This is a genomic window from Christiangramia pacifica, from assembly GCF_057221535.1.
Genome location: NZ_CM170146.1, coordinates 2407929 through 2431863, shown reverse-complemented (window position 1 = coordinate 2431863; position 23935 = coordinate 2407929). Strand labels below are relative to the sequence as shown.

General features: G+C 37.7%; 15 protein-coding genes. 1 reads left to right on the top strand and 14 read right to left on the bottom strand.

Going from position 1 to position 23935, the window contains the following annotated elements; translation table 11 throughout:
* Positions 1-2 precede the first annotated feature (2 nt).
* The 12 genes from AC2S94_RS11145 to AC2S94_RS11090 form a co-directional block, all read right to left on the bottom strand.
* On the bottom strand, positions 3-1187 hold the full coding sequence (locus tag AC2S94_RS11145; RefSeq protein ID WP_484628685.1) for an aldose epimerase family protein: 1185 nt from the start codon (positions 1185-1187) through the stop codon (positions 3-5).
* A gap of 14 nt (positions 1188-1201) precedes the next feature.
* Positions 1202-1903, bottom strand: a complete 702-nt coding sequence (locus tag AC2S94_RS11140) for a gluconate 2-dehydrogenase subunit 3 family protein (RefSeq protein ID WP_484628684.1) — start codon at positions 1901-1903, stop codon at positions 1202-1204.
* Positions 1904-1914: 11 nt separating this feature from the next.
* A complete protein-coding gene (locus tag AC2S94_RS11135) occupies positions 1915-3657 on the bottom strand; it encodes a GMC family oxidoreductase (protein ID WP_484628683.1) in 1743 nt (580 codons plus the stop codon).
* A 20-nt stretch (positions 3658-3677) separates the two neighbouring features.
* Entirely contained in the window at positions 3678-6143 is a 2466-nt protein-coding gene (locus tag AC2S94_RS11130) for a PA14 domain-containing protein (protein ID WP_484628682.1), read from the bottom strand.
* Entirely contained in the window at positions 6140-7258 is a 1119-nt protein-coding gene (locus AC2S94_RS11125; protein WP_484628681.1) for an ROK family protein, read from the bottom strand. The genes AC2S94_RS11130 and AC2S94_RS11125 overlap by 4 nt, the downstream gene beginning before the upstream one ends.
* A gap of 63 nt (positions 7259-7321) precedes the next feature.
* Positions 7322-8137 carry an alpha/beta hydrolase gene (locus AC2S94_RS11120; RefSeq protein ID WP_484628680.1) on the bottom strand — a complete coding sequence of 272 codons (816 nt, stop codon included), beginning with the start codon at positions 8135-8137 and terminating at the stop codon, positions 7322-7324.
* Between the two features lie 11 nt (positions 8138-8148).
* Positions 8149-10332 carry a GH92 family glycosyl hydrolase gene (locus AC2S94_RS11115; protein WP_484628679.1) on the bottom strand — a complete coding sequence of 728 codons (2184 nt, stop codon included), beginning with the start codon at positions 10330-10332 and terminating at the stop codon, positions 8149-8151.
* 51 nt (positions 10333-10383) lie between these two features.
* Positions 10384-11808 (bottom strand): glycoside hydrolase family 125 protein, encoded by a 1425-nt coding sequence (locus AC2S94_RS11110; protein ID WP_484628678.1) that lies wholly within the window; start codon positions 11806-11808, stop codon positions 10384-10386.
* Positions 11809-11950: 142 nt separating this feature from the next.
* Complete coding sequence (locus AC2S94_RS11105; protein ID WP_484628677.1) at positions 11951-13132, bottom strand: glycoside hydrolase family 76 protein; 1182 nt, start codon at positions 13130-13132, stop codon at positions 11951-11953.
* A 56-nt stretch (positions 13133-13188) separates the two neighbouring features.
* Positions 13189-14307, bottom strand: coding sequence for a SusE domain-containing protein (locus tag AC2S94_RS11100; RefSeq protein WP_484628676.1), 1119 nt, complete (start codon positions 14305-14307; stop codon positions 13189-13191).
* A gap of 34 nt (positions 14308-14341) precedes the next feature.
* Complete coding sequence (locus tag AC2S94_RS11095; protein ID WP_484628675.1) at positions 14342-15967, bottom strand: RagB/SusD family nutrient uptake outer membrane protein; 1626 nt, start codon at positions 15965-15967, stop codon at positions 14342-14344.
* An 11-nt stretch (positions 15968-15978) separates the two neighbouring features.
* The gene (locus AC2S94_RS11090) at positions 15979-19107 is read right to left on the bottom strand and encodes a SusC/RagA family TonB-linked outer membrane protein (protein ID WP_484628674.1); all 3129 of its coding nucleotides are present in this window, start codon (positions 19105-19107) and stop codon (positions 15979-15981) included.
* A gap of 656 nt (positions 19108-19763) precedes the next feature.
* Between AC2S94_RS11090 and AC2S94_RS11085 the strand changes: the two genes are divergently transcribed.
* Positions 19764-21605: a PLP-dependent aminotransferase family protein gene (locus AC2S94_RS11085; RefSeq protein WP_484628673.1), complete on the top strand. Its 1842-nt coding sequence runs from the start codon at positions 19764-19766 to the stop codon at positions 21603-21605.
* A gap of 70 nt (positions 21606-21675) precedes the next feature.
* On the opposite strand, the gene AC2S94_RS11080 is transcribed toward AC2S94_RS11085, so the two are convergent.
* A complete protein-coding gene (locus AC2S94_RS11080; protein ID WP_484628672.1) occupies positions 21676-23118 on the bottom strand; it encodes a serine hydrolase domain-containing protein in 1443 nt (480 codons plus the stop codon).
* Positions 23119-23178: 60 nt separating this feature from the next.
* Positions 23179-23934, bottom strand: a complete 756-nt coding sequence (locus AC2S94_RS11075; RefSeq protein ID WP_484628671.1) for a TSUP family transporter — start codon at positions 23932-23934, stop codon at positions 23179-23181.
* Between the last annotated feature and the right edge of the window lies 1 nt (position 23935).

The following is a 23935-nucleotide window of genomic DNA, read 5'->3' as shown; positions in this document are numbered from 1 at the left end:
TTTTATTCCTTTTTTCCGTTGATAATGCTGAACTTATATTTAGAAACAGTTCGATAAGTTTCATCTTTATCTAAAATAATAGACGGGAAATCAGGTTGATTTGGAGCATCTGGAAAATGTTGTGTTTCTAAAGCAAAAGCTTCCCGGTAATTATCTTTTACTCCGGTTTTAAATTCATTTACACCTTTCATAAAATTTCCGCTGTAAAATTGTAAACCCGGCTCTTCTGTATAAATTTCCATTTGAATACCCGATTTGTCACCGATTACTTTTGCCGCCAAACCAAGATCAGTTTTTCCATTCTTTTTCAGAACAAAATTATGATCGTATCCCGCACCAAATGCCAGCTGCTCATTTTTTGAATCTATATCCTGCCCAATTGATTTCTGTTTTCTAAAATCGAACGGAGTATTTTGAACGTTTCTGATCTCTCCAGTGGGAATCAAACCCTCGTCTACTGGCGTGAATGATTCCGCGTTTATATATAAGTGATGTTTCAGAATATTACCATTTCCCTCACCATTTAAATTGAAAAAGGCATGATTGGTAAGATTTACCGGTGTAGCCATATCGGTATTGGCCTCATATTCCATTAATAATGCATTATCCTCAGTTAATGTATAGGTAACCTTAACCTCCAGATTCCCTGGAAAACCCTGCTCTCCATCAGGGGAAAGATAACTAAAGACTAGAGTGCTATCGTTTGCTTGTTCCGTATCAAAAACTACATATTGAAATCCTTTATTTCCACCATGCAGTGCATGACCGTTATTATTTTTTGGAACTTGATATTCTTTACCCTCCAGTTCAAATTTACCTTCGTTAATTCTATTTCCAACCCGACCAATAGTCGCACCAAAATAAGGCTCTGAAGATTCGGCATAAGCTTTTACACTGCTCATTCCCACCACAACATCAGTTAATTCTCCATTTTTATCAGGAACCTGGAGACTTACAATTCTGCCACCGTAATTTGTAAAAGCAGCTTTCAAATCGTTGTTCTGAATCCAGTATAATTTCACCTGTTTATTATCAATAATTGTATCAAATTTTTTAGGATTTAATACAATTGTATCAGATTCACTTTTATCTGGAGAATGAATTACGTTATCTTGAGAAGTGCTTTTTTCCTTACAGGATGAAAGAAAAATAAGAAGAAATAAATTTAGGATTATGGTTGTCTTCATATTAGTGGTTTTAGTCATATCTCATAATTCTTCCAGTCTTCAATCTCGTTTCTTTCTTCAGGTTTGATTGAATTTTTGAGCATTTTTTCGTCATACGCCAGACCATGATTTTCTAACACTTCAGGAGGAACCCCGTCCCATACGTTTGGTCTGTTCCCCTGATATCCCAAATATTCAATCCCTTCTTTGCTGGTGAAATAGCCTGTGGTTACCAAATTTCGTAATAGGCTGAAAAATTTAGCTCCATGAATGTATTCAGGTTTTACCTCATCTGGATAGGCGATATCGTCTATAATGGCAATCATTTCATCCTGACTTAATTCTTTAAATCCTTTACCATAACTTTTATAACTTTCATTTTCGAGCCATCGCAAACCACCGCGCATAGGAATTTTATGTTCAGGAATATCTTTTGAAATGAATTCAATAAATTCAGCCAATCCAGTTTTTGAAGCTGGAGGATATTCAGCATCGCCCGGGATAATTATATCGGCAAGAACCATGATCGTAGCCATTTCGTCTTCGGTATAAAAATCCTTAGACATGAGCTCTTGATCGTATTCGGCTTCCGCCGGTGTGCGCCCATAATCAAACTCTTTTTCCCTGATATCGGTCATCTTGCTTAAATCCGGATCATCATCTAATCTGCAGCTAATCAAAAGACCAGTACCAACCCCGCCAACTAGTAGACTTTTAATTGATTCTCTTCTATTCATCTTCTGAAGATTTAAATATTACCTTTTTTCATTTCTTCCGCTAAATAATCTGAAGCTCTCCAGGCAAGTGCAAGAATTGTCCAGGTTGGGTTTTTATCTGCCTGCGATACGAAGGCACCACCATCCATGACAAATAGATTTGGAACATCATGCGCCTGGTTATATCTATTCAATACAGATGTATTTGGATCATCGCCCATTCTTGTAGTTCCTACTTCGTGAATGATCCTACCTGGATTCTCCAATCCGAAGCTTGATTCTTTTCCCGGTTTATTTCCTAGCGGAACACCACCCATGGCATGAATGATCTCTTCAAAACTATCCTGCATATGCTCAGCCTGTTTTACTTCTTCATCGCTCCATTTGTAATTGAATTTTAAAACAGGTATCCCGAACTTATCCAGTTTGTTATTATCAATAGTACAACGATTGTCTTCACGCGGAATACTTTCCCCTCTACCGGCCATGCCAACCGTAGATCCATAAAAGCGTTTTACGTCTTCCATAAAATCCAGACCATAACCTCCGGCTTTTTTCTTTTCACCATTTTTCCCGGGAACAGAACCATTCAGACCTTCCATATTAAATCCGAAACCATAAGATGGCATTCCCATTCCTCCCCAGTATTCAATATGATAACCCCTGGTAAAACCTAAGCTTTTATTATCATTTTGCCACCAGGGAGTGTAAAGATGCATTCCGCCAACGCCATCTTCATTATACCGCTTTCTATCCATCAAAGATGGAATAAATGCCATTCGAGAAGAACCTGTTGAATCATGGAGATATCTGCCTACAACGTCACTGGAATTTGCCAGTCCGTTAGGATGAGTTGAAGACTTTGAATTTAAAAGTATTCGAGCTGAGCTGCACGCACTTGCAGCAAGGATCACCACTTTGGCTTTAATTTTATAATCTTTTAAATCGTTTTTATCTATATAGTGAACTCCTGTCGCTTTTCCATTCCCATCGGTGGTGACCTCTCTAACCATGGCATTTACAAATAGATCTACATTGCCAGTCTCCTTAGCCGGATTTACCAGTACAGAAGAAGAAGAAAAATCCCCATAAACCGTACAGGACCTGGAGCATTGATTACAATAGAAACATGCCTGTCTCTTTTTATTAACTCTTTTGGTAAGAATTGAGAGCCTTGATGGAATCATTGGTATACCAACCTTGTCTGCGCCTTTTTTTATATATAATTCATGTAATCGTGGTTTTGGAGGCGGTAAAAAGTATCCATCCGGTTCATTTGCAATTCCTTCCTTTGTTCCAAAAACACCGATTAGTTTATCAATTTTATCGTAATATGGCTTTACATCATCATAGCCAATAGGCCAGTTGTCTCCTTTACCATCGAAATCTTTTCTCTTGAAATCCAGAGGTCCAAAACGCAAAGAGATTCTTCCCCAGTGATTAGTTCTTCCTCCAACCATTCTGGATCTAAACCAATCGAATTCAGTTCCTCTTTCTTTAGTGTATGGTTCTCCCTCAAGTTCCCATCCGCCATAGGCCATATCAAAATCTCCAAAAGGCCTTACAGTTGATGCACCACGACGTGGAGATTCATAAGGCCATCTAAGTTGTGTACGTTGTTCCGGATTGGCAGGATCAAAATCTGGACCGGCTTCTACCAGCGCGATCTTAAAACCTTTTTCAGAAAGAATTTTGGCAGCCATTCCTCCACCTGCACCAGAACCTACAATACATATATCATATTTTGTAGCTTGTTCAATTATTTGAAAAGACATGGGCTAAGAATTATACTTTTTTAATTATGAAAATAAATATCCGAAGATAATCTTTTACCATCAGGATCTATGATCTTTAAATCCAGTCCCAATCCGCCACGAGCCTGGAAATAGTCTAAAGAGATTTTGTAATAACCTTTTTCCAGAGGCAAATCCAGCGTTTTAGTTTCCATAGAATGATGGCCATCGTGATCAATGATGAACTTCTCACCAATGCTTAGCCTTGAACCATCGTCTGAAATTAGATGGAAAGTATAAACTCCTTTTTGATCAATTCGAATCAAGCCGTTAAATGTTAATCCGAAATCGCTTTCCTTTGAAGATTTTTCCAAACCTATTGTTTCTGCAACTCCACTCTCAATAGCTTTCATATTCTCGAAATCTGGAATACTATCCCATATGCCTTCATAATAGGAATATTCAAGACCTTTCTCAAAACCTTTCTCCAGCTTGAATTGTGCAGAATTAAAGGATTTAATTTTTTCAAATTTCTTTTCAACAATTGCGCTTTTAGATTTTGAAGTTATAGACCTTGCCTTAAGAGTTGATGTCTGTTCAATTTTAATCGGCTCCGAATATTTGTTAGAATCTGTAGTTGGTTCTGTTCCATCTAAGGTATAGTAGATTGGCTCTTTCTTTCTATTATTCAGCACCACTTCTTCACTCTCAATAAATAATGAATGATCAGAACTTATGGAAACCGGAGATACCATATTATCGGTATGCAGATCATAAAGATACTCTATCGGTAGTTTGATTATTTCACGATCGTAAGTCACTAAGCCATTAACTTCACCTTCAACATCCGAAAGTTGTGTATAAACCACCGCGCTGGCAGCTTTTTCCTCTTTCATTTGCCAAACATTATCCCATAATTCTTTGTAAGAATTTTTAAATTCAAGAGTATCTGTCATTTCTCGATAACCCCAATTATTCTCCTGCCACAAATGATCTGGAACGGTTAATCCAAGTCCGCCAAATTCACCGAGCACTGTGGCTCTATTTTCCTCTACGGGATAAATATCGGGACCGGGATAACTATGCATGTCAATAATATCTCCCACATTATGATCTGTCCACCCACTCGCGTTACTTACCAGCCTGGTTTCATCTAATTTTTCGACCCATTCTGTAAGTCTTTCGGTATCATACTGCCCCCAGCCTTCATTAAAAACAACCCACATCACTATACTAGGATAATTATAGAGGTCATCAATCATGGCTTGCATTTCTTTTTCAAACTGGGTCTTATCCTTATCAGTTAATCGCTCTTCAAAATCTTCGTGAGGATAAACCTGAGGCATATCCTGCCAAACCAGGATCCCTATCTTATCACACAGGTAATACCATCGCTGACTTTCAGTTTTAGCATGCTTCCGAAGAAGATTAAAACCCATATCCTTAAATGTCTCAATATCCCAAACATAAGCTTCTTCTGTTGGAGGAGTCATTAGACCGTCTGGCCAGTAACCCTGGTCCAGAACTCCTACCTGAAAGTAAGGCTCATTATTTAACATGATCCTGGTATCGTTATTTTCATCCTTACCGAGACTGATTTTTCTCATGGCAACATAACTGGAAAAATTATCTAAAACGGTATCTCCTGAAATTAGCTTTACTTCCAGATCATACAGAAAAGGGTTTTCGGGACTCCATAATTTTGGAGATGGAACATTTATGAGCAATTCATCTCCTGAATTACCATTTACTTCAGCTATAATTTCTTCCCCATTTTTCAAAATCAGGTTTATCATACCAGTTCCCTCAGAAGTTTGTGATTGAAAGGAAATATTTTCTTGATCTATATCTGGCTCAATTTTAAATGATGTAATATGATTTGTATTCACCGGCTCTAACCAAACCGTTTGCCAGATTCCTGTAGTGGAAGTATAGAAAATTCCCTCCGGTTCCCTAACCTGTTTACCAACGGGCTGTAGTCCGTCGTTGGTCGCGTCATAAACTTTAACAACAAGCTCTTGTTTTCCTTCGGTTAGATACGGAGTAATATTGAAAGTGAAATGATCAAAAGCGCCCTTGTGATCTCCAACTTTTTCACCGTTTAAATAAACGACAGTATGATAATCTACGCCCTCAAAGTTCAGAAGAATGTCCTTTTCTTTCCAATTTCCAGGAATAGAAAATTCTTTCCGGTAAAGGAGCTCATCTGCTTTTTTCATAACACCAGAGAGGTAAGATTCGATTGCAAACGGTACCAGAATGCTGTCCTGCAGTTTCTTTCCAAATTGAACAGTATCAGTTTTTCCAGTTTCCAACTCCCAGTAACCATTAAGGTTCATCCATTCCTCACGCTGTTGGATTGGCCTGGGGTATTCATTAAGAACATTTTCAGGATCTACCTTATCCGTCCATCTGGTCTTTAATTTCGGTTCAATTTTTTCTTCATTCTTCGCAACTTCTTTGTCTGTTTTACAAGAGGTGAGAAAAATTGCCGAAATTAATGTTGCAATTAAAATATTGAATCTCATGATTTTGCCAGTTTATGTTTTTTAAGGGAATTCAGTGCAAATGCGTAGGCTCCCAAACAAATTGCTTCGCTGGTACCAAGCTTGCTGAGACCTATAGGAATTCTCTTCTCCGTATTTACGTTGATTGTTTTAGAAGTGAATGGAACCTGTATATTCTGAAATTTCTGATCCAAAAATTTAAAATAATCAGATTTATCTTCGGTGTTGTATACCTTTGAAACTAACCGTGGAATTTGCTCGCCAGTTCGGGTTTCAATTTTTCCATTTAAATGCGCCACAATTGCGGGTAGTAGAATATCTGAGGCACCTGAAATTCCGCCTCCAATTACAACTGGTCCATCAAAAAGAGTTAAGGCGTTCGCAAGGGATTCCCCGATAACAATCGCCATTTTTCCGTAAGCTTCAAGAGCGGCTTCCTGGTTCCCTTTTTTCAGTCCTTTGGCGATAAGAAATATATCTTCCGGTGTAAGGTTATTGGAATTCTGCACTTTTTCACTGTACCACCTCTTAATTGCCCTGATGCTGACTCCTTCTTCTGCTATAAGATTGGTTTCCTTGAAATTCCGCATTAACCAGATTTCACTGGAAGCTGAGTTATCCCCTTTATATATTTTACTATTGATGACCATACCAGCACCAAATCCAGTTCCTAGTGTGATACCAAAAAGATTTCTATATTTCTTTTTAACTCCTGATTCTTTCAGGCTATTATTGATTTTAGGTAAAAAGCCAGCCATAGCCTCTCCATAAGTGAAAAGGTCTCCGTCATTATTTATAAAAGTTGGGAGATTAAATACATTCTCGAGCATAGGACCTAAGGCTACGCCTCCTCTAAAACTTTTAAAATTTGGAAGATCTCCAATAATTCCGTTTTCGTAATCTGCAGGTCCGGGGAAAGCAAAACTAATGGCTACTGGTGATTCAGGTAATAGTTCTTTTTGAACCGTTTTAAATCCCCTAACGATCGTTTTTAAACATTTATCAAGATCAAAAGAATTTGATGGTAAAATAACTGGCGGTATGATCTCTTTTCCATATTGCAGTGCAGAAAAAACAAAGTTGGTTCCTCCTGCATCAAGCGTCATTACTATTCTCTTATCGTTATACAGATTCATTCGTAACTTAAATCATTATAATTTTATCTAAATTTCTTTGAGTAGAATTTTATGCCAATTCCCCTAATTCCTTTCAGAATGTTTTTTAACAAAATTCAGCAGCAGAGGAAATGCCGGTTTAGTCATTAAGTGACCATAACCCTGCATTTCATAAATTTCTATCTCTTCCTGCCCTGCCACCTTCATCATTCGGTAGAAATATGCGTTCTCTTCATAACGCCCTAACATTTCCATTTCTCTATCTCCAGTTATTAAAAGTGTTGGTGGAGCGTCACTCCTCACATAAAATAAAGGTGCCCATTCATCTACTACGGGTTGTTCACCGGGTATATCTCTTTGTTTCCTGATAGTAAAATGTGTAATAGTATGACCGCTGAAGGGAATTAATCCAGCAATGTCATTGGCGTCCAGGTCATATTGGGCCAAGAAGGATTTATTCATAATACTCATAAGGGCCAGATATCCTCCGGCAGAATGACCGGATACAAATACTTTCTCCGGATTGCCATTGTATTTTTCTATATTTTTTAGTACCCAGGCGATAGAAGCGGCAGCGTCTTCTACAGTAACTTCAGCCTGAATTTTTGGTGATAGTCTGTAGCCAACTCCCACTATGCAATAGCCTTTTTTCTTAAGATCTTCCGGAATTTCTTTCTGCCCACCGGTTAAGCCACCACCATGAAACCAAATAATTACCGGTGCATTTTCTTTTTCAGGATAATGAATATCTAACTTACACATTTCAACCTGATAATCTGTTATATCCCCTGTCTCATAGTAAGCGATATTCAAAGCCTCTTTATATTCTGTCTCCTGACCTATCGCACTAAGCGAAACGAAAATCAAAAAGCAAAACAGAATTTTATTTATTTGACTCATATTGTGCTATTTTATTTTGTTTCCACGATAATTTCGCCGCCGTTTTCGAAAAGATCATGATTGATAAAGTAACCTTCTAAAGATTTACCATTTACTAGAATATTCTTCAGATTTCGGGATTTTCCATCCTGTGTTATTTTTAGGGATTTTCCGTCTGAAGTTTTCCAGGTAACAGAATCAAAAATTGGTACCGTTACGAGATATTCGGGATCTGATGGAGATAGTGGATAAAGACCTAATGCGCTGAAGACATACCAGGAAGACATTTCTCCAGCATCATCCATCCCAGACAACGCCAAACCTTCTTCCCCTATACCATAATAATCAGACAATAATTTATCTATGATAGCCTGAGATTTTTCCGGTTTATCGATAAAATAATATGAAAATGGCGCTTCGTGAGCAGGCTGATTTCCATGACTATACTGCCCCATAAAACCTGAAACATTCCTGGCTATATGATTAGGATTCCATTTATAAGTGAACAACGAATCCAGCTTTTCTTCGAATTTTTTTTCACCTCCATAAAGCTTAACCAGGCCGATCATATCGTGAGGTACATAGAATGACATCTGCCAGGCATTCGCTTCTCTGTACATATATTCATAATAAGGATATTCAGAATCGAAAGGCGATACCCAGTCACCATTTTCCAGTCTACCCCGCATGAAGTTTGTTTTCTTATCAAAAACATTCCTGTAATTCTTAGAACGCTTAAATAAATCCTTTTGACGCTCTGTATCTTTCAATTCTTCAGCGAGTAAAGAAAGTGAATAATCGTCATAAGCAAATTCCAAGGTTTTTGAAACACCGGCTTTTGCCTTGGTCTCTGTATTCGGATTTTCAATTTCAGGTTCTGATATATATCCTAATTCTATATATTCTTTAATATGTGGGCGAGTCCCACCTTCTTTATAGGCATTGTTTAAAAGGAGTTCATATGCTTTCCGCACATCAAAATCTCTGATCCCTCTATTGTAAGCACCAGTGATGAATGAGGCTGCGTGATCACCATGGAAAAATGTAGGGATAAATCCTGTGATCTCACCGCGATTAATCAATGATTTAATGATATCTGAAGTAACCTCTGGCCTTAATATTTCCAGTAGAACTACTTTGTTCCGATAGGTATCCCATAAGGAAGGTATTGTGTAATAGCGAAATCCTTCATTTCGAACCTTTCCTTCATCGTCCATAAATTCTCCATTAATATCGCTTCGTAATGCTGGCCATAAGAAAGATCGGTATAAGGAAGTATAGAACATTTCCTTTTCTTTTTCGGAACCTCCCTCAACCTGAATCTGATCTAAAAAATCTGTCCAGGTCTTTTTGCCTTCATTCAAAATTTCATCGAAAGACCTTTCTCCTATTTCCTTCTCTAGATTTTCTTTTGCATTATCAGTACTCACGTAGGATAATCCAATTTTCATGGTAACTGTAGAATTATCTGATTCTTCCAGAGTCACCACGGAATAACCTTTTCCTTTACCTTCATCTACAGATTGAATTTCGCTAATAACATTATCAATTATAGCGTAAAAGTGAACCTGGTCCCGTCCTACTTTCTGATAACCTCTTAACTCATTGGAAGATACTTTTTCAATCTCCCAGGTAGAAACCCGGTTATTAGCTGTACCAAGATCAAATAAGATCCTTTTCTCTTCGGATTTCGGGAATTCATATTCATGAATTGCGGCTCTTAAAGTTGACGTTAATCTAACATTGATGTCATAATCCTGTAATTTTACCTGATAATAACCAGGAGAAGCATTCTCATATTTATGATCAAAAGTCGCTTTGAAAGGAGCTTTGGCATTAGCGGAAAGTGGCAATACTGGCAAGTTGCAAAGATTCCAGTGGCCTTTATTAGTATGGGTAAACCCTAAAATTTCAGAATCTTCATATTCATATCCAGCACCAGAACCATATTCCGTTATAGGGCTCAACTGAACCATTGCATTAGGCAACGAAGAACCCGGATAGGTTAGACCTGCCCAAACTCTCCAGTCTTTTGGTGGAGTATAACCGATAATATCTTCATCTAATAAAGGTGCAGTTCCTATAAAAGTATTTACGTAATCGTAGGAAGATTTATTTCCAGTTTCAGAATTTTCCTGGGCAATTCCTGATTCAGTCTTCAATCCAAAAATAAAGGAAATGAAACCTAACAGAAGAATAGGCTTTTTAATATTCATCTTATAAATTTTTATTGAACTGAGTAATTCAGTATAACCTAAAAAGGCTGATTATGTTAACAGCGATGGATCTTTTTTATAAGTTTCCCAGAGGAATTCACCGAAAAGAGTATTGGCCCAGGCAAACCAGGATCTGGTAAAATTTGAAGGATCGTCTTTGTGAAAAGTTTCATGCATGAATCCCGTACCTGCATGAGTATTTTTTAAAGTTTTTATACACTCCCTGATCTCCTCGTTATCTGTACTTGTTAGACCTTGCATGGTAATAGCCATAGGCCAGATCATATCCATACCAACGTGAGGACCGCCGATTCCCCTGGCGGCTTTTCCTTCAAAGAAAAATGGATTGTCTTTAGAAAGAACAAATTTCCTGGTATTTTGATAAATAGGATCTGAAATTTCCACGGCATCCAGATATGGTAACGAGAGTAAACTTGGTACGTTAGCATCGTCCATCATCAAGCGATTTCCAAAACCATCAACCTCAAAGGCATATATCTTACCGTATTTAGGGTGCTCAACAATTGCATGTTGCTTCAGAGCTGCCTCCACTTCTTTTTGGAGGGCTAATAATTCATCGGCAGTTTCTTTATCATTCGCAATTTCTGTCATCATTTCTGCGGCCTGTTTCAAACTAACCACAGCGAAGAAATTCGAAGGAATTAAAAAAGAAAATACACTTGCATCATCGCTTGGTCTAAAAGCTGAACAAATAAGTCCCACAGGGTTTACCGGATATCCATAGCCATGCAGAGCTCTGGTATCGGTAGCTTTTGGAGTATTTCTCTGGAAAGAATAAGATCCGCGATCGTCCTTTTTCTGCTGATCTTTAAATACGTCTAAAATAGATTTAATTGCCTTTTGCCAGTTTGCATCAAAAGGTGAAATGTCTCCGGTTGTTTTCCAGTAATTATATCCTAATCGAATAGGATAACATAATGAATCTATCTCCCATTTTCTCTCGTGCACACCTGGTTTCATATCAGTTTGATCACTAAACCACTCTCCTTTCTTATCAGGATCGTCATAAAACGCATTCGCAAATGGATCTTTTAATATGTATTGGGTTTGCCTGTTTATAACTCCAGCGATAAGGTTTTTCAGTTTTTCATCTTTATCTGTGAACGCCATATATGGCCAGACCTGAGCAGAACTATCTCGCAACCACATGGCATCAATATCGCCCGTAATTACATAAGTATCTGGCTTCCCGTTATTTTCAGTATAAGTGACCGTGGTATCCAGCGTATTGGGAAAACAGTTATTGAATAACCAACCCAATTCTTCATTTTTCACTTTCTTCTGAAATTCCTGGATCATTTCTTCAATGATCTTACTTTGAAAATTACGTTCCCCTTCGGAAACTCTAACCACTGGAAAATTTTTATAAAAGGATTGCGCAAAGATATCTGTAGGATCAATAAAAGTTAGTCCTGTAAAAAGTGCTGTATTCTGAATAAATTTTCTTCTTTCCATTTCTGAATTTTTTCTGAAGGTATTGATAGCCTTCTATACTATTGATTATGAGGATGAATTGATAGAACTGTCATTAAAAGAAATCGCTGATCCTCAACTCAAAAAAGGATCAGCTGAATTTCTTTCACCAAAACAACCTATCTTAATCGAAATAACCTTCTTCGTCAAGCAATGCAGCTGCTTCCATCAACATTATACCACTCAGTTGAGTAGTAAGGTCTGTTGTACTCCCGGGAGCTTGTGCCCAGTTCGGGCTTACAAACATTGACGGTCTGCTGATAGCATTATCGTAAAAGGTTTTAGCGTTATATTCCATAAAATCTACAAAGTCCTCGCGGTCTGCATCGCTTATAGCAGGCTCCATGATTAGTTGGGTAAAGTACCTTACCAAAATACCTTTAAACAGACCTCCATCTCCCTGGCCCTCATCACGAAGAATCCCATTAGTTGTAAGTCTCGGGCTGGTAATTGTAGATTTTGCGGTTTTTACAGCATCTTCCAGGTATTGCGTTTCACCTGTAGCCTGATATAATTTTAGTCCGGCACCAATAAACGTACCTGCATTATAGGTAAAAACCCAATCCCGGTTAGTTACTTCTTCACCATTCTGAATAGAAATATTATCCCATACTAGTCCAGTTTGTGGATCTACGAGGGTATTCTTTTGCCATTCATATATTTTCTTAGCCCATTCCAGATCATCCTCATCATTATCAACTTCATATAATCTCATGGCAAGAACAGCTGCAGGCCCGTTGGAAACTGAATTTTTCTGGAAAGGAGTATCCTGTTTCCATGTAATTCCGCCGCCAAATACATCATCACTCCAACTGGTTTTAATAATCTCCCAGAGATATTCGGCAACGTCCTTATATTCCTGTTCGTTTGTAGCGTTGTACGCTCTCATAGCTGCATTACCGAGCCAGAGCATATCATCGTTAAAAACATTATTATAATCCCCCCCATTTTCGATTTCGATTCCTCTAAGGAGAGCCAATGCTCTTTGTTTATACGAATCTTCTCCCGTTCTATTATAAGCATCTATAAGTACATGCAACACATGGGCATTCGGCCAGTAATTGAATCTTGAATTTCCTGCATTATCCTGAATATAGGTATTGTTAGAACCCAGATAATTATTCTGAAGCGATTCCTGCAATGAGTCTGCAGTAGCCGCCCAGGTATATTCAAAGGCTTCTGGCCCACCATTACCGCCATTACCTTGCGGAGGATTTAATGGTTCCCAGTCATCATTTGAGCATGAAGAAAATATAAGTAATCCAAAAATGGATAAAACTGTTAAACTTCTAATTCTATTAATCATAATTTTTCATTTTAATAAATAGGCTATCCTCACAGAGGACAGCCTATAAAACACAGCTAATCAATAACAGAAATAACATGAGTATATTCCGGCACCGTAGAGTTAAAAATAACTTCAACGTTATTCGTGCTTTCATCTACTTCTGTAGCGAATTTGAAAGTATTGGCCCATCTGTCATTTGAAACAGGCACCATATTCCAATAAGCATCTGAGGTATCGGCATTTGGTCTTTGGTTGTCTGCATTTACACTACCAAACCATTCTTCACCATCTGATGTTGTAAATTTGAATTTATATCTTTCATCTCTACCCCAACTTTCCTGTCTAAACTCTATAAATTGCTCTTCAGCCAGCCAGGTTCCATTTCCATTGTACGGCAATTCAAAAAGGTATTCATCATTCGGAGAAAAGTAAAGTTCTACCTTCTCGACCATGGTCATACTAACCGAACCATCGCTAAAATCAACGCGAATTCTATAAACACCTTCAGTTCCAGAAAAAGTGGTTGCACCATCAGCTTTGAGGTCACTACCATCTACATAATAGGTTTCTGGATCTCCGGAATTTCTGGTTAGAAACTGATAATCTCCGGCTGAAAGCATTGTGTAAATTTCATAAGTTTCTGCTCCAGTCTTTTTAAAAGATAAAGCTGAACCTAGATCTTCTCCGGCTTCTGTAGCAGAACCGGTGATATACAGTTCATCTGGAGTAGGGAATCCGCCTGGTCTTTCCACTTCTATAGTTCTATAAATGTCAGACTTTTGAACATTGATACCTTTAGAAGACCAAACTGTCCATTGCAGAGTGCCCGTAGATTCCGGCTGTATACCAGCCATAATAGCGATCCTGTTTAATTGAGCAAATGGCAAAGTAAGTGTTCTTTGTAAACCATTTCCGTCAGAAGCCATTACATATAAAGGCTCTGAAAGATCGCTCCCTTCTTCAAAAAATGCCACATCATATAGAACAACACCATTATCTTCAGCTTTAGCAGCTTCCCATTCAAAATTAGCTGAACTCTGGGCGCCTAAATTGAAGTATGCGTTATCCTGCGGACTATATAGTGCATTAACGGTAGAAACCGCAGTATGATCCAGTGAATCATCATCAGAATCACAGCCTACCAGTACGATGGCAGCCATGAAAAAAACGATAAAATTTAGAATATTTTTCATCTCGTTATATTTATTAGTTATTGAATATTATTAGTTACCAACCCGGATTTTGCGTCAGGTTGGGATTGATTAATCTTTCATCCCTTGGAATTGGCCATAAATAATGTTTGCTTGGGTCAAAAGTTCTTAAGTTCACCCTTATATATCCATCATCAATTGTAGCCGGACCAAATTGAGCACCATGAGCCCAACCGTTCAATACGTCCTCTGCAGTTCTCCACCTTCTAATATCAAATATTCGAAGTCCTTCCATGGCAAGTTCAACTCTTCTTTCATTTCTTATTACAGACCTATAGCCGGCCTGATTTAGTGAAGAATCAAAATTTAGAGCCTGAGCATCTGTGAATCCTGCCCTATCTCTCAAAGCTCCGATAGTTTGATTCCAGGTTGCCTCATCAAAATCACCCAGTTCATTTTTAGCTTCGGCATACATCAAGAGTACATCTGCATATCTAATAAGCATTAGATTAAGACCGGACGCAAGCCCTGATTGGTGTTCAGGGTCGAAATACTTTCTTGTATAATAACCTGTTGAAGTCGTTGAAGAACCTGGAGCATATTCATCTATTGGCTCATCGGGATCTGATCCTGGCTCGATATAAATAATATGACTTCCTCCATCTGCCTCTTCCCATTCATAATTATGATATACAATGGTATTTGTTAAGCGTGGATCCCTGTTTTCATAAGGATTAGATTCATCATAATTAGAATCTGGAGCATCAATAGGTTTTCCATTTATAGTAAGGTAACTATCTACTAGTTCCTGGGTAGCAGCTAAGGCATTTAGCCTTGCTCCGGCCGATAATGGGGCCATATCAAAAAATTCTCCCCAGGTTCTTAATTCAGGAACATATTGTAAGCTTAGTATGGATTCCTGGCTGTATTGATTTTCAGGAAGAAATAAACCTTCATACGAGTCAAATAACCCATAGCTTCCTACAGAGCCATTAATAATACGCTCCGTTTCGGTTACCACATTCTGCCAGTCATTTTCATACAAATAAGCTCTGGCTTTTAGAGCAATGGCAGCACCTTTAGTGATCTTCCCTCTATTAGAAATTTCCTGCTCTGTATTAGTTGGAAGATCTTCAGAAGCTTCCTCAAGCTCGGTTAGAATAAACTGAAGCACCTCTTCCCTTGGGGTTCTTGAGATATTCTGAGCTTCTTCCAGAGAAAGATCATGATCTGCTAATGGAATATCCCCAAACCAGGTCATCAATTGAAAATGTTGCCAGGCTCTTAAGAATCTTGCCTCCGCGATCATTCTATTTCTAACTTCATCAGAGATATCTGGCACTCTATCTATATTTTCAAGTAATAAATTGGTGGTTTTTATCCCTGCATATCGATTGTTCCACTCATTTCTCAAACGTAACAACGAAGGGTCATATATTCCGGCAGCTATGGAAGCAGATCCAGCTATATCCCCACGGCCGTTGTATGCGTTATCTGATGTAGCCTCATTGTAAAAGAAATAAGTACTAGAGAACATTTGGCCATAAGCAGTGTTCAAGACACTTTGAGCCTTATCCTGGCTTGTCCAGTAATTAAGGTCTGTAAAAGAATTTTCTGGAGTTAACTCCAGCTTTTTACAGCCTGAAAATGTAATTGTTAGCACAAATACACCCATTAATATTTTTATATTCTTTCTGATCATAATTATTTTTTTTAGAAACTGATATCTACACCTACACCGTAATAAACCATCGTAGGGTAAGCCCTGGCACTGTTTGCACCGGCCGAAGTAAGGTTACTATCAAATTCTGATAGTTCAGGATCAACAAAGTCAACTTTTGATAAAGTGAACAGGTTCTGGCCAGAAACATACATTCGGTAGCTTTTCAACCCGATTCTATTAGCAAAGTCTTTAGGTAGAGAATAGCCTATTTGCAAGTTTTTCAAACGGGCGTACGCTCCATCATATAGATACAAATCAGATCCTCTCCTCCAGTTATTGGTGTTAGACTGACTACCACTATTAGCCAAACGAGGATATCTAGCATCAGGATTCTGTGGTGTCCAGTAATCCAGCATATGTTCATAAATAGCATTCCCGTAATTGAAATGGAATGGTTCAACCAATTCCCCTCTTATCATCATCGTACGCTTTCCTACCCCCTGGATGAACATGCTCAAATCGAAGTTTTTGTATCCTAGATTATAAGTGAATCCGAAATTATATCTTGGGAAAGGGTTTCCGAAGATCACTTTATCATCATCATTTATAATTCCATCACCATTAATATCAACATAACGGTTATCTCCAGGAACTACATTCAACCCTTCAGGAACAGGTCCCGCTTCGATTTCTTCTAAATTTTGAAAATATCCATCTCTTTTTAATCCTACATAAGAATTATATGGCTGTCCTTCTCTAAGAAGTGTTTGAAGTTCTTCCACTCCAGTAAGTCTTTCGTCCCCCTGAAAATCTAGCACTTCATTCCAACTATCTCCAACATTTAAAGAAACCATATGATTAAAAATCTCTCCACTGTGACGATAAGTTGCACTGATCTCCCAACCCTGACTACCAACTTTTCCAGCATTGAAATCTGGCAAACCGGTACCATATACACCGGGAACTTCTGGTGGAACAAGAATATCTGAGGTAACTTTATTAAAGTAATCCATTTGGATACTCAAAGAATTATCAAAGAAATCCAGGTCTGCTCCAATATTAAATGTCGCTGCTCTCTCCCATTGGATATCAGGATTTGCAAAATTGTAGCCCGTTCCGCCTACACCATTGTTATTAAATCCATAAGCATTCTGAAAAGTAAAGTAGGTTGTTTGATATTGATAGTTACCAACGTTTTGGTTCCCTAAAACACCATAAGAGGCTCGAAGCTTGATATTTCCCACATTTTCCTGATAATTCTGCATGAAATTCTCTTCAGTCAAACGATAAGCTGCTAAAACTGAAGGGAAGAATCCCCATCTTAGATCTTCACGAAATTTTGATGAACCGTCATATCTAAAGCTGAATTCAGCTATATATTTATCAGCAAAAGCATAAGAAGCTCTACCAAATAGCGAATAAAGACTATTCTCTGAAGAACTTTGGTTTGAATTATAGGAAGCATCTTCTATTTCAGTATCTGTAACCGGAGTTCCTAAATCAGGATCAGTATATCTTTTAAATATACCTGAACCTCTGTCTTCATGGTTTTCGTTAGAACCACCAAGAAGCACCGTTAGATCATGAATTTTATTAAAGGTATTCGAATACTCCGCAATCAACTGGGTATTCAGATCCAGACTTTTTCTATTCTCATCCCTGGTATTGCGATCTTCTCCATAAACTCCCTGAGGATAAAAGTCTACACGTTTTGTTCTTGAATACAGACTGTTCTGCCATAAGCGTCCTCCGAATACACCGCGAATTTTTAAATTATCGGTAATCTTCAGTTCTGCAGTAAGATTTCCGAAAACATCATCATTATCATATTCTCTAAAACCTCCTTGCTCTAAAATTCCAAGGGAATTGAACTGCTGCAATACATCATTGGTTACGAATCGTCCCAATGAATCCCTCTGTCTGTAATATAGAGGAACACGATTAGCATCTGCGAATAATGTACCCGTAGAAGATGAGTGATCTTTAATCTTTTGCTTGGTATACGCTAAGGTGGAAGTCAATTTAAAATCACCATACTCGTTTACCAGGTTGATTCGATAATTATATCTTTTTAAACCTTTATCAGGTCCCACAAAGTTGCTCTGCTGATCTAAATATCCTACGGATACAAGATAACTCGATGTCTCGCTTCCTCCTGAAACTGAAATATTCTGATTTAATTGCAAAGCATCTTTAGTAATTTCATCTGCGAACCACTCTTCATCACCATTCTCTCTTATTTGACGAATCTCCTCGGCTGTAAATACGGCAGCACTTTCATTTGAATTAAACGCCGCTTCGTTTCTTAGCATGGCATTCACGTAACCGGGAACTGGCTCATTAAAAAAATGTGGTGTATTGAAACCCGCTAACCCACTATATGTAACGGTTAAGGCCTGATTCTTTTTACCCTTCTTAGTTGTGATTAAAACAACTCCATTACTTGCCCTGGAACCATAAATAGCCGCACTACCCGCATCTTTTAAAACGGATATACTTTCAATATCTGCAGGATTCAGTGTATTGATATCTCCACCAACAATTCCGTCAATTACTACCAAAGGACTATTGTCTCCCAAAGTACTAATACCTCGAACATTCAGGTTGATTGGAGCACCAGGCTCAGAGTTTCTTTGCTGTATCACTAAACTGGGAGATTTCCCCTGAAGCGCCTGAGTTACATTGGTGTTAGGCCTACCTTCCAGGTCTTCCTGCCCTACTTGATCTACTGCAGATGCCACTCTACTTCTACTTTGAGTACCATATCCAACGACCACGACCTCGTCCAGCGCTTCCGTATCATTTTGCATGGTAACATCGATGACCGATTCACTTCCAACTGCTCTCTCAATCGTTTGAAGTCCGATAAATGAAAAAATTAGCACGGCATCATCCTTAGTTAAATTAATAGAATAATTACCATCAAAGTCTGTTTGAGTTCCTGTACTGCTTCCCTCTTGCATTACATTCACTCCAGGAAGCGGTATTCCCTGATCATCAGTAACCGTTCCCGTAATCGTCTTTCCGGTTTGCTGGAAGGCGAAAGCATGGCCAGCAAACATGAATAAACTACAAAGCAAAATAAGATACTTAGTAGCCAGAACATTTCCTCTATTCCTTTCTAAAGGATAAGAAACTTCTTGTTTCTCAAAATTTTTAGTTAGTTGTACGTTATCCATTCAATGTTAATTTTGAATTTAAGATTAACACTTTGTTAATACTCGATAAACTTACTAAAACGATTTAGTTAATCAAAGCAATTATTTAGATTTAGCCCAAAAAAATGCAAATTTAACATTTTGAGGGTATGATTATTGAGTAATTGCTACTTATGATGTTATTTTAATATCATAGATGAATATTTGACAATTACACCTATACATTAAGGATTCTGCTTAATTGAGCCCTACAGACCGAAAAAATTAAGGATTGTTAACACAGAGTTTACCTGAGAAGCTCGATATATAATTAGAATTGGCTAAGTCTGGATTTTGAAATAATTTCAAATTTCAAACGGGTATCATTTAGTATTGAATTGTTTAAAATTTTAAAAAAGGAATGTTAGCGATGGAATTACTACTTTGACAAATTACCGGTCATCGGGAATTTACCAGATAAAAGCATTAATTATCAATCAAATTCAGCAATCGTTCAATTCCAATAATCTGAAGTCATTTATATAGATTTTTCCGAATAGAATTAAAATGCAGTCTTTCATTCTAATTTGATCGACAAAAGCTATACAATTACTATTATTAATTCATAAGAAATCGATTGGTTTTCCTTTCTAAAATTTCCCAATTCCTTATATTCCCGGCTATCAAAAAAATAGCTAATGAAGAACTCTAAAATCTCAACATATATAAAGGACGTTTTAGCTAATATGCCTGAAAACTGGCTAATGCTTACTACACACAGACTTGATATTTACAACGAAGAAAAGGCGAAAACCGAATTTCTGGATCAATTAGATGAATTATATACCCGGGAGGTTTCGGATAGATCTGCCTTAAGTGAATTACCTACCGCTTACGATTATATACGTTTAGGACATCCTTTATCCAGCATTCTGGAATGGGGAATAGCGAAATCGAATGAATTGAAAGCTGATCAAGTTACCAGTTTTTCTTCGCGAACTATGCCCTTGCAGGCGGTGCTTCGTAAAAACAAATTTCAATCCATAAATACACAGATCGTATATAAAGGGAAATTACCTGATTGTTTCGATTTTGTTGCTTTAAAGGAAGTTTATGATTATAAATTTGAACTGGTCCAGATCGGAAAAAATGAATCTGCTCCAAATTTTGCCGGAAGTACTGTTTTAATTTCACAGGAAGATGATCTTCTGAATCTTGAATTAAGCCAGAATATTGACTTTTTTATAAGTCTTCAGAAAGATTTAGGGAGTATAATTATTGTTAATGGAGATAACAACAAGAATTACATTTCAGAGATCCAGCACGTAAGAAGAAGAGAAAGCATTGCGATGACCCCGGCAGATTGTAACGAACTCCTTCAGGAATTGACTGGAAAGTCAGATAGTAATAAAAAAAGCGAACAGAATTTTGATAAAATTAAAGTAACAGAATTAGTTCAGGAAATAACAGCCACTTCTTCTCAAGTGTTGCTGGGTTCATGTGGATTATCAGTTCAATACGGCATCATGATGGGGCTTATCGAGGAAGCCATGCAAAATCATACTGGAAAAAACATTAAGATCATTGTTCCACCCAATTGTTACGGTGGCACCAATGACCAGGCAAGACGAGTAGCGGCGAGTATCAAGAATGTCGAAATCCTTGATCTACCCGTTGATGGTAATAATGATATGGTTCGCAGCACTGATAAAGTTCTGGAACAGGTCGCTCAGTTAGATGCAATTCCATATATAATCGCAGAGATCCCTACAAACCCACGGGTTGAAGTTCCTGATCTTGAAAAATTGAGAGAGGTTTTAAGCAAGTCACGTAAGACAAAATCTGGGGGTGATGCCATTGATCCTGTTTTTATTTTGGATCAGACCTTTTGCCCGAATGTTCAATTTTGTGGTGAAGATGGAATTCTTTCTTCTATCAGAACAATTTCCTATGTGAGTGGTTCTAAATTCCCTAGCGGCGGAAGGTGTACAGCCGGTTACTGCGTGGCGAATCAGAAGGCTGATAAACTATTAAACAACATAGAAAAACACCTGAGACTTTGTGATAATGAAGCAACAGCTTTGCAAGTTGAAATACTGGCAGAGCAGCTGCCTTCAATGAATGAGAGAATTAAAGAAGCTTATAAGAATACTCGTGAATTTGTTAGCTTTATAGAAAATACGCTACCTGAGGCGAAGATCAATTTTGTTTCTGAAAAACTAGCCGAAGAAGGTTTTACTCCATCGGTATTTTCTTTAGACTTACCTACTAAAGGAAATACTCCAGAAGAAAGAGAAACCTACAAACGTAAATTGAATCACAAGCTCATCAATATGATGATCACCCGCATTCCGAATGAAAGTAAGTATTGCGTGAGCTATGGCCAGTTGAAAGGTTGTTACTGGACAATTCCTGCAACTAGTACACAGGGAACTACCAAAGAGGATGATAAAGATTATATCGCCCGGGTTTCAATATCTCCGGATCTTGACCTTGAGATGCATAAAGAGGTTTTCGCTGACTTTGTTGAGCAGATCTAAATTTGGTTAGTATACTAAATAAATGGCAGATCAGAAATGCAATCTGATCTGCCATTTTTTATGAAATAACTTAGTCTTCAATTTTCAGAAATTTATAAGAACCATTTACGGTCATCATAAGTGGTTCATTTTCATCGCTAAATTTAAATTCAGATCCCGAATTAATATCTACGAATTTTGTTTCTGAAATAGGCTTTAGAATATTGATCTCGCCGTTGTTTGGGTCGTAAACTTTTACATGATCATCTTCTATACTCATTTCAACTTTGTAGTCTCCAATACCAGGAACCTGGTAATTCAATTTATATCTACCATTAAAAACTTTTAAATATTCAGTCGGCATTTCCACTACTTCAATTTCCTGCTGTCTCATCAAATTCCAGTTTAGAAGATCAGAAACTCCACGTATGATTTCAGCATTCAGTTTTCCGCCATTATCAGCATTAGTCATTAGAATGATCGCATTACCAGTATGTACAAATGCTTGCATATCATTCGTAAAACCTTTATTCTTACCATTATGCCTAAAAATCAATGAATCTCCCTCTCCTTGCAGCTGTGGTCCAAGCCCCCAATCGCCCTGATGTTTAGTTAGCATTTGATCAATAGTTTCCCTTTTAAGCAAACCATCTTCTTTACCTGTTGCTATCTGCTGAATTTCTATACAATATTTGGCGAGATCTGAAGGCGTAGTCCATAAACCAGCAGCGGCTTTTTCAGGGTAATTATGCCACCAACCTTCTACGATATTACCCTGGCCGTCATAAGCGGCACTGATATTTTTGAATTTCGAAGTATCAATTGGTTGCTGAAAGGTGCTTCGGGACATTCTTAAGGGCTCAAGAATATTATTGTCCATATACTCCTCAAATGGCAAACCTGTAACATCTTCTACAACTTTCTGCAGCACCGTATATCCACCGCCGGAATATTTCCACATTGTCCCAGGTTTTATAAATAATTCGACTTTAGGGGTATTACCTTCTCCATTTAAAACCTGTTTAGTTGTAGGAAAAGTATCCGTTTTTTTATATCCTGGAAAACCATGTACAGTAACACTTGCCGTATGAGTAAGCAGTTTTTCTAAACTAACCTTTTCATCCTCAGTATATAGATTCTCCGGAACCTTCCAATCGGACAAATACGTGTTTACATTTGAATTTAAATCTACTGTTCCATTTTCCACTAATTTCAAAACTCCTAAGGCTGAAACTGGTTTGCTGATCGAAGCTGCCTGAAAAATTGTATTAACATCCACCTTTTCACCGGTATCGGTATTTGCAATGCCATAACCCTTAGCGAACCAGAGCTTCCCATCTCTGACAATCGCAATACTTGCACCTGGAACATTATAATATTCCATTCGCTGCTGAATATTATATTTTGTGATAGAATCTCCCTTGATCATTACTGCGGGAAGCAGTCCATTTTCAATTGCATTGATTTCTGAAGTTGATTGAGCATTCACTACAGAAAAGCAAACGAGCAATATCGCTAAAAAGAAGTTTTTCATAATTCTGAAATTGGTAGCTGAATTTACTCAATTTCAAACAATTCCATAATCTGATTGAATTCATATGTTTATTTTAAATTCATACTGCAGGATTACTCTCATCCCAACATAAAATACCAGTATAGCAGTTAATATTCCCAGGAATTTGAGATTGAATTTTTTATTTGAAAGATACGAACCTAGACTACCGCCTAGAACTACTGCAATTACAAGCTTAAGAACGAGATTTTGATCTAATTGAAAAGTTCCGGCAACGTTCAATCCTATTAGTCCGGCGATAGAATTAACGAGTATAAATACCGAAGCCAGTGAAGCGATGGTCCTTGGATCTTTCCATTTCAAAAGATTTAAGACCGGCGACAAAAATATCCCTCCTCCTATTCCTGAAATTCCTGAAAGTAACCCGATACTTCCTCCCAAAATGAATTTTTTCGGATTAGAAAATTCTTGAGATTCTAATTTTGAACTTACAAATTTCAGAATCATGAATACGCCGGCAAGAATTAAGGCTCCGCCAAGGATTAAAAAAAATACGGTTTGCGAAAGCTTAACCATTGCTCCCAGGTATGCCATGGGAATACTAAGCACAAAAAATGGCCAGATGATCTTAGGTTTCAACACCCCATTTTTTATGAATAAAATGGTTCCTATGGTCACTACACAAATATTTAAAACCAATGCTGTAGAGCGAATTTCATAAAAATCTGTGAGTACCAGGCTTAGAATCGCCAGGTAGCTTGAACCTCCACCAAATCCTACAGAACTATAAAAAAGCGCTATAAAGAAAAAAATGAATGGCAGGTATTCTAATGGCATT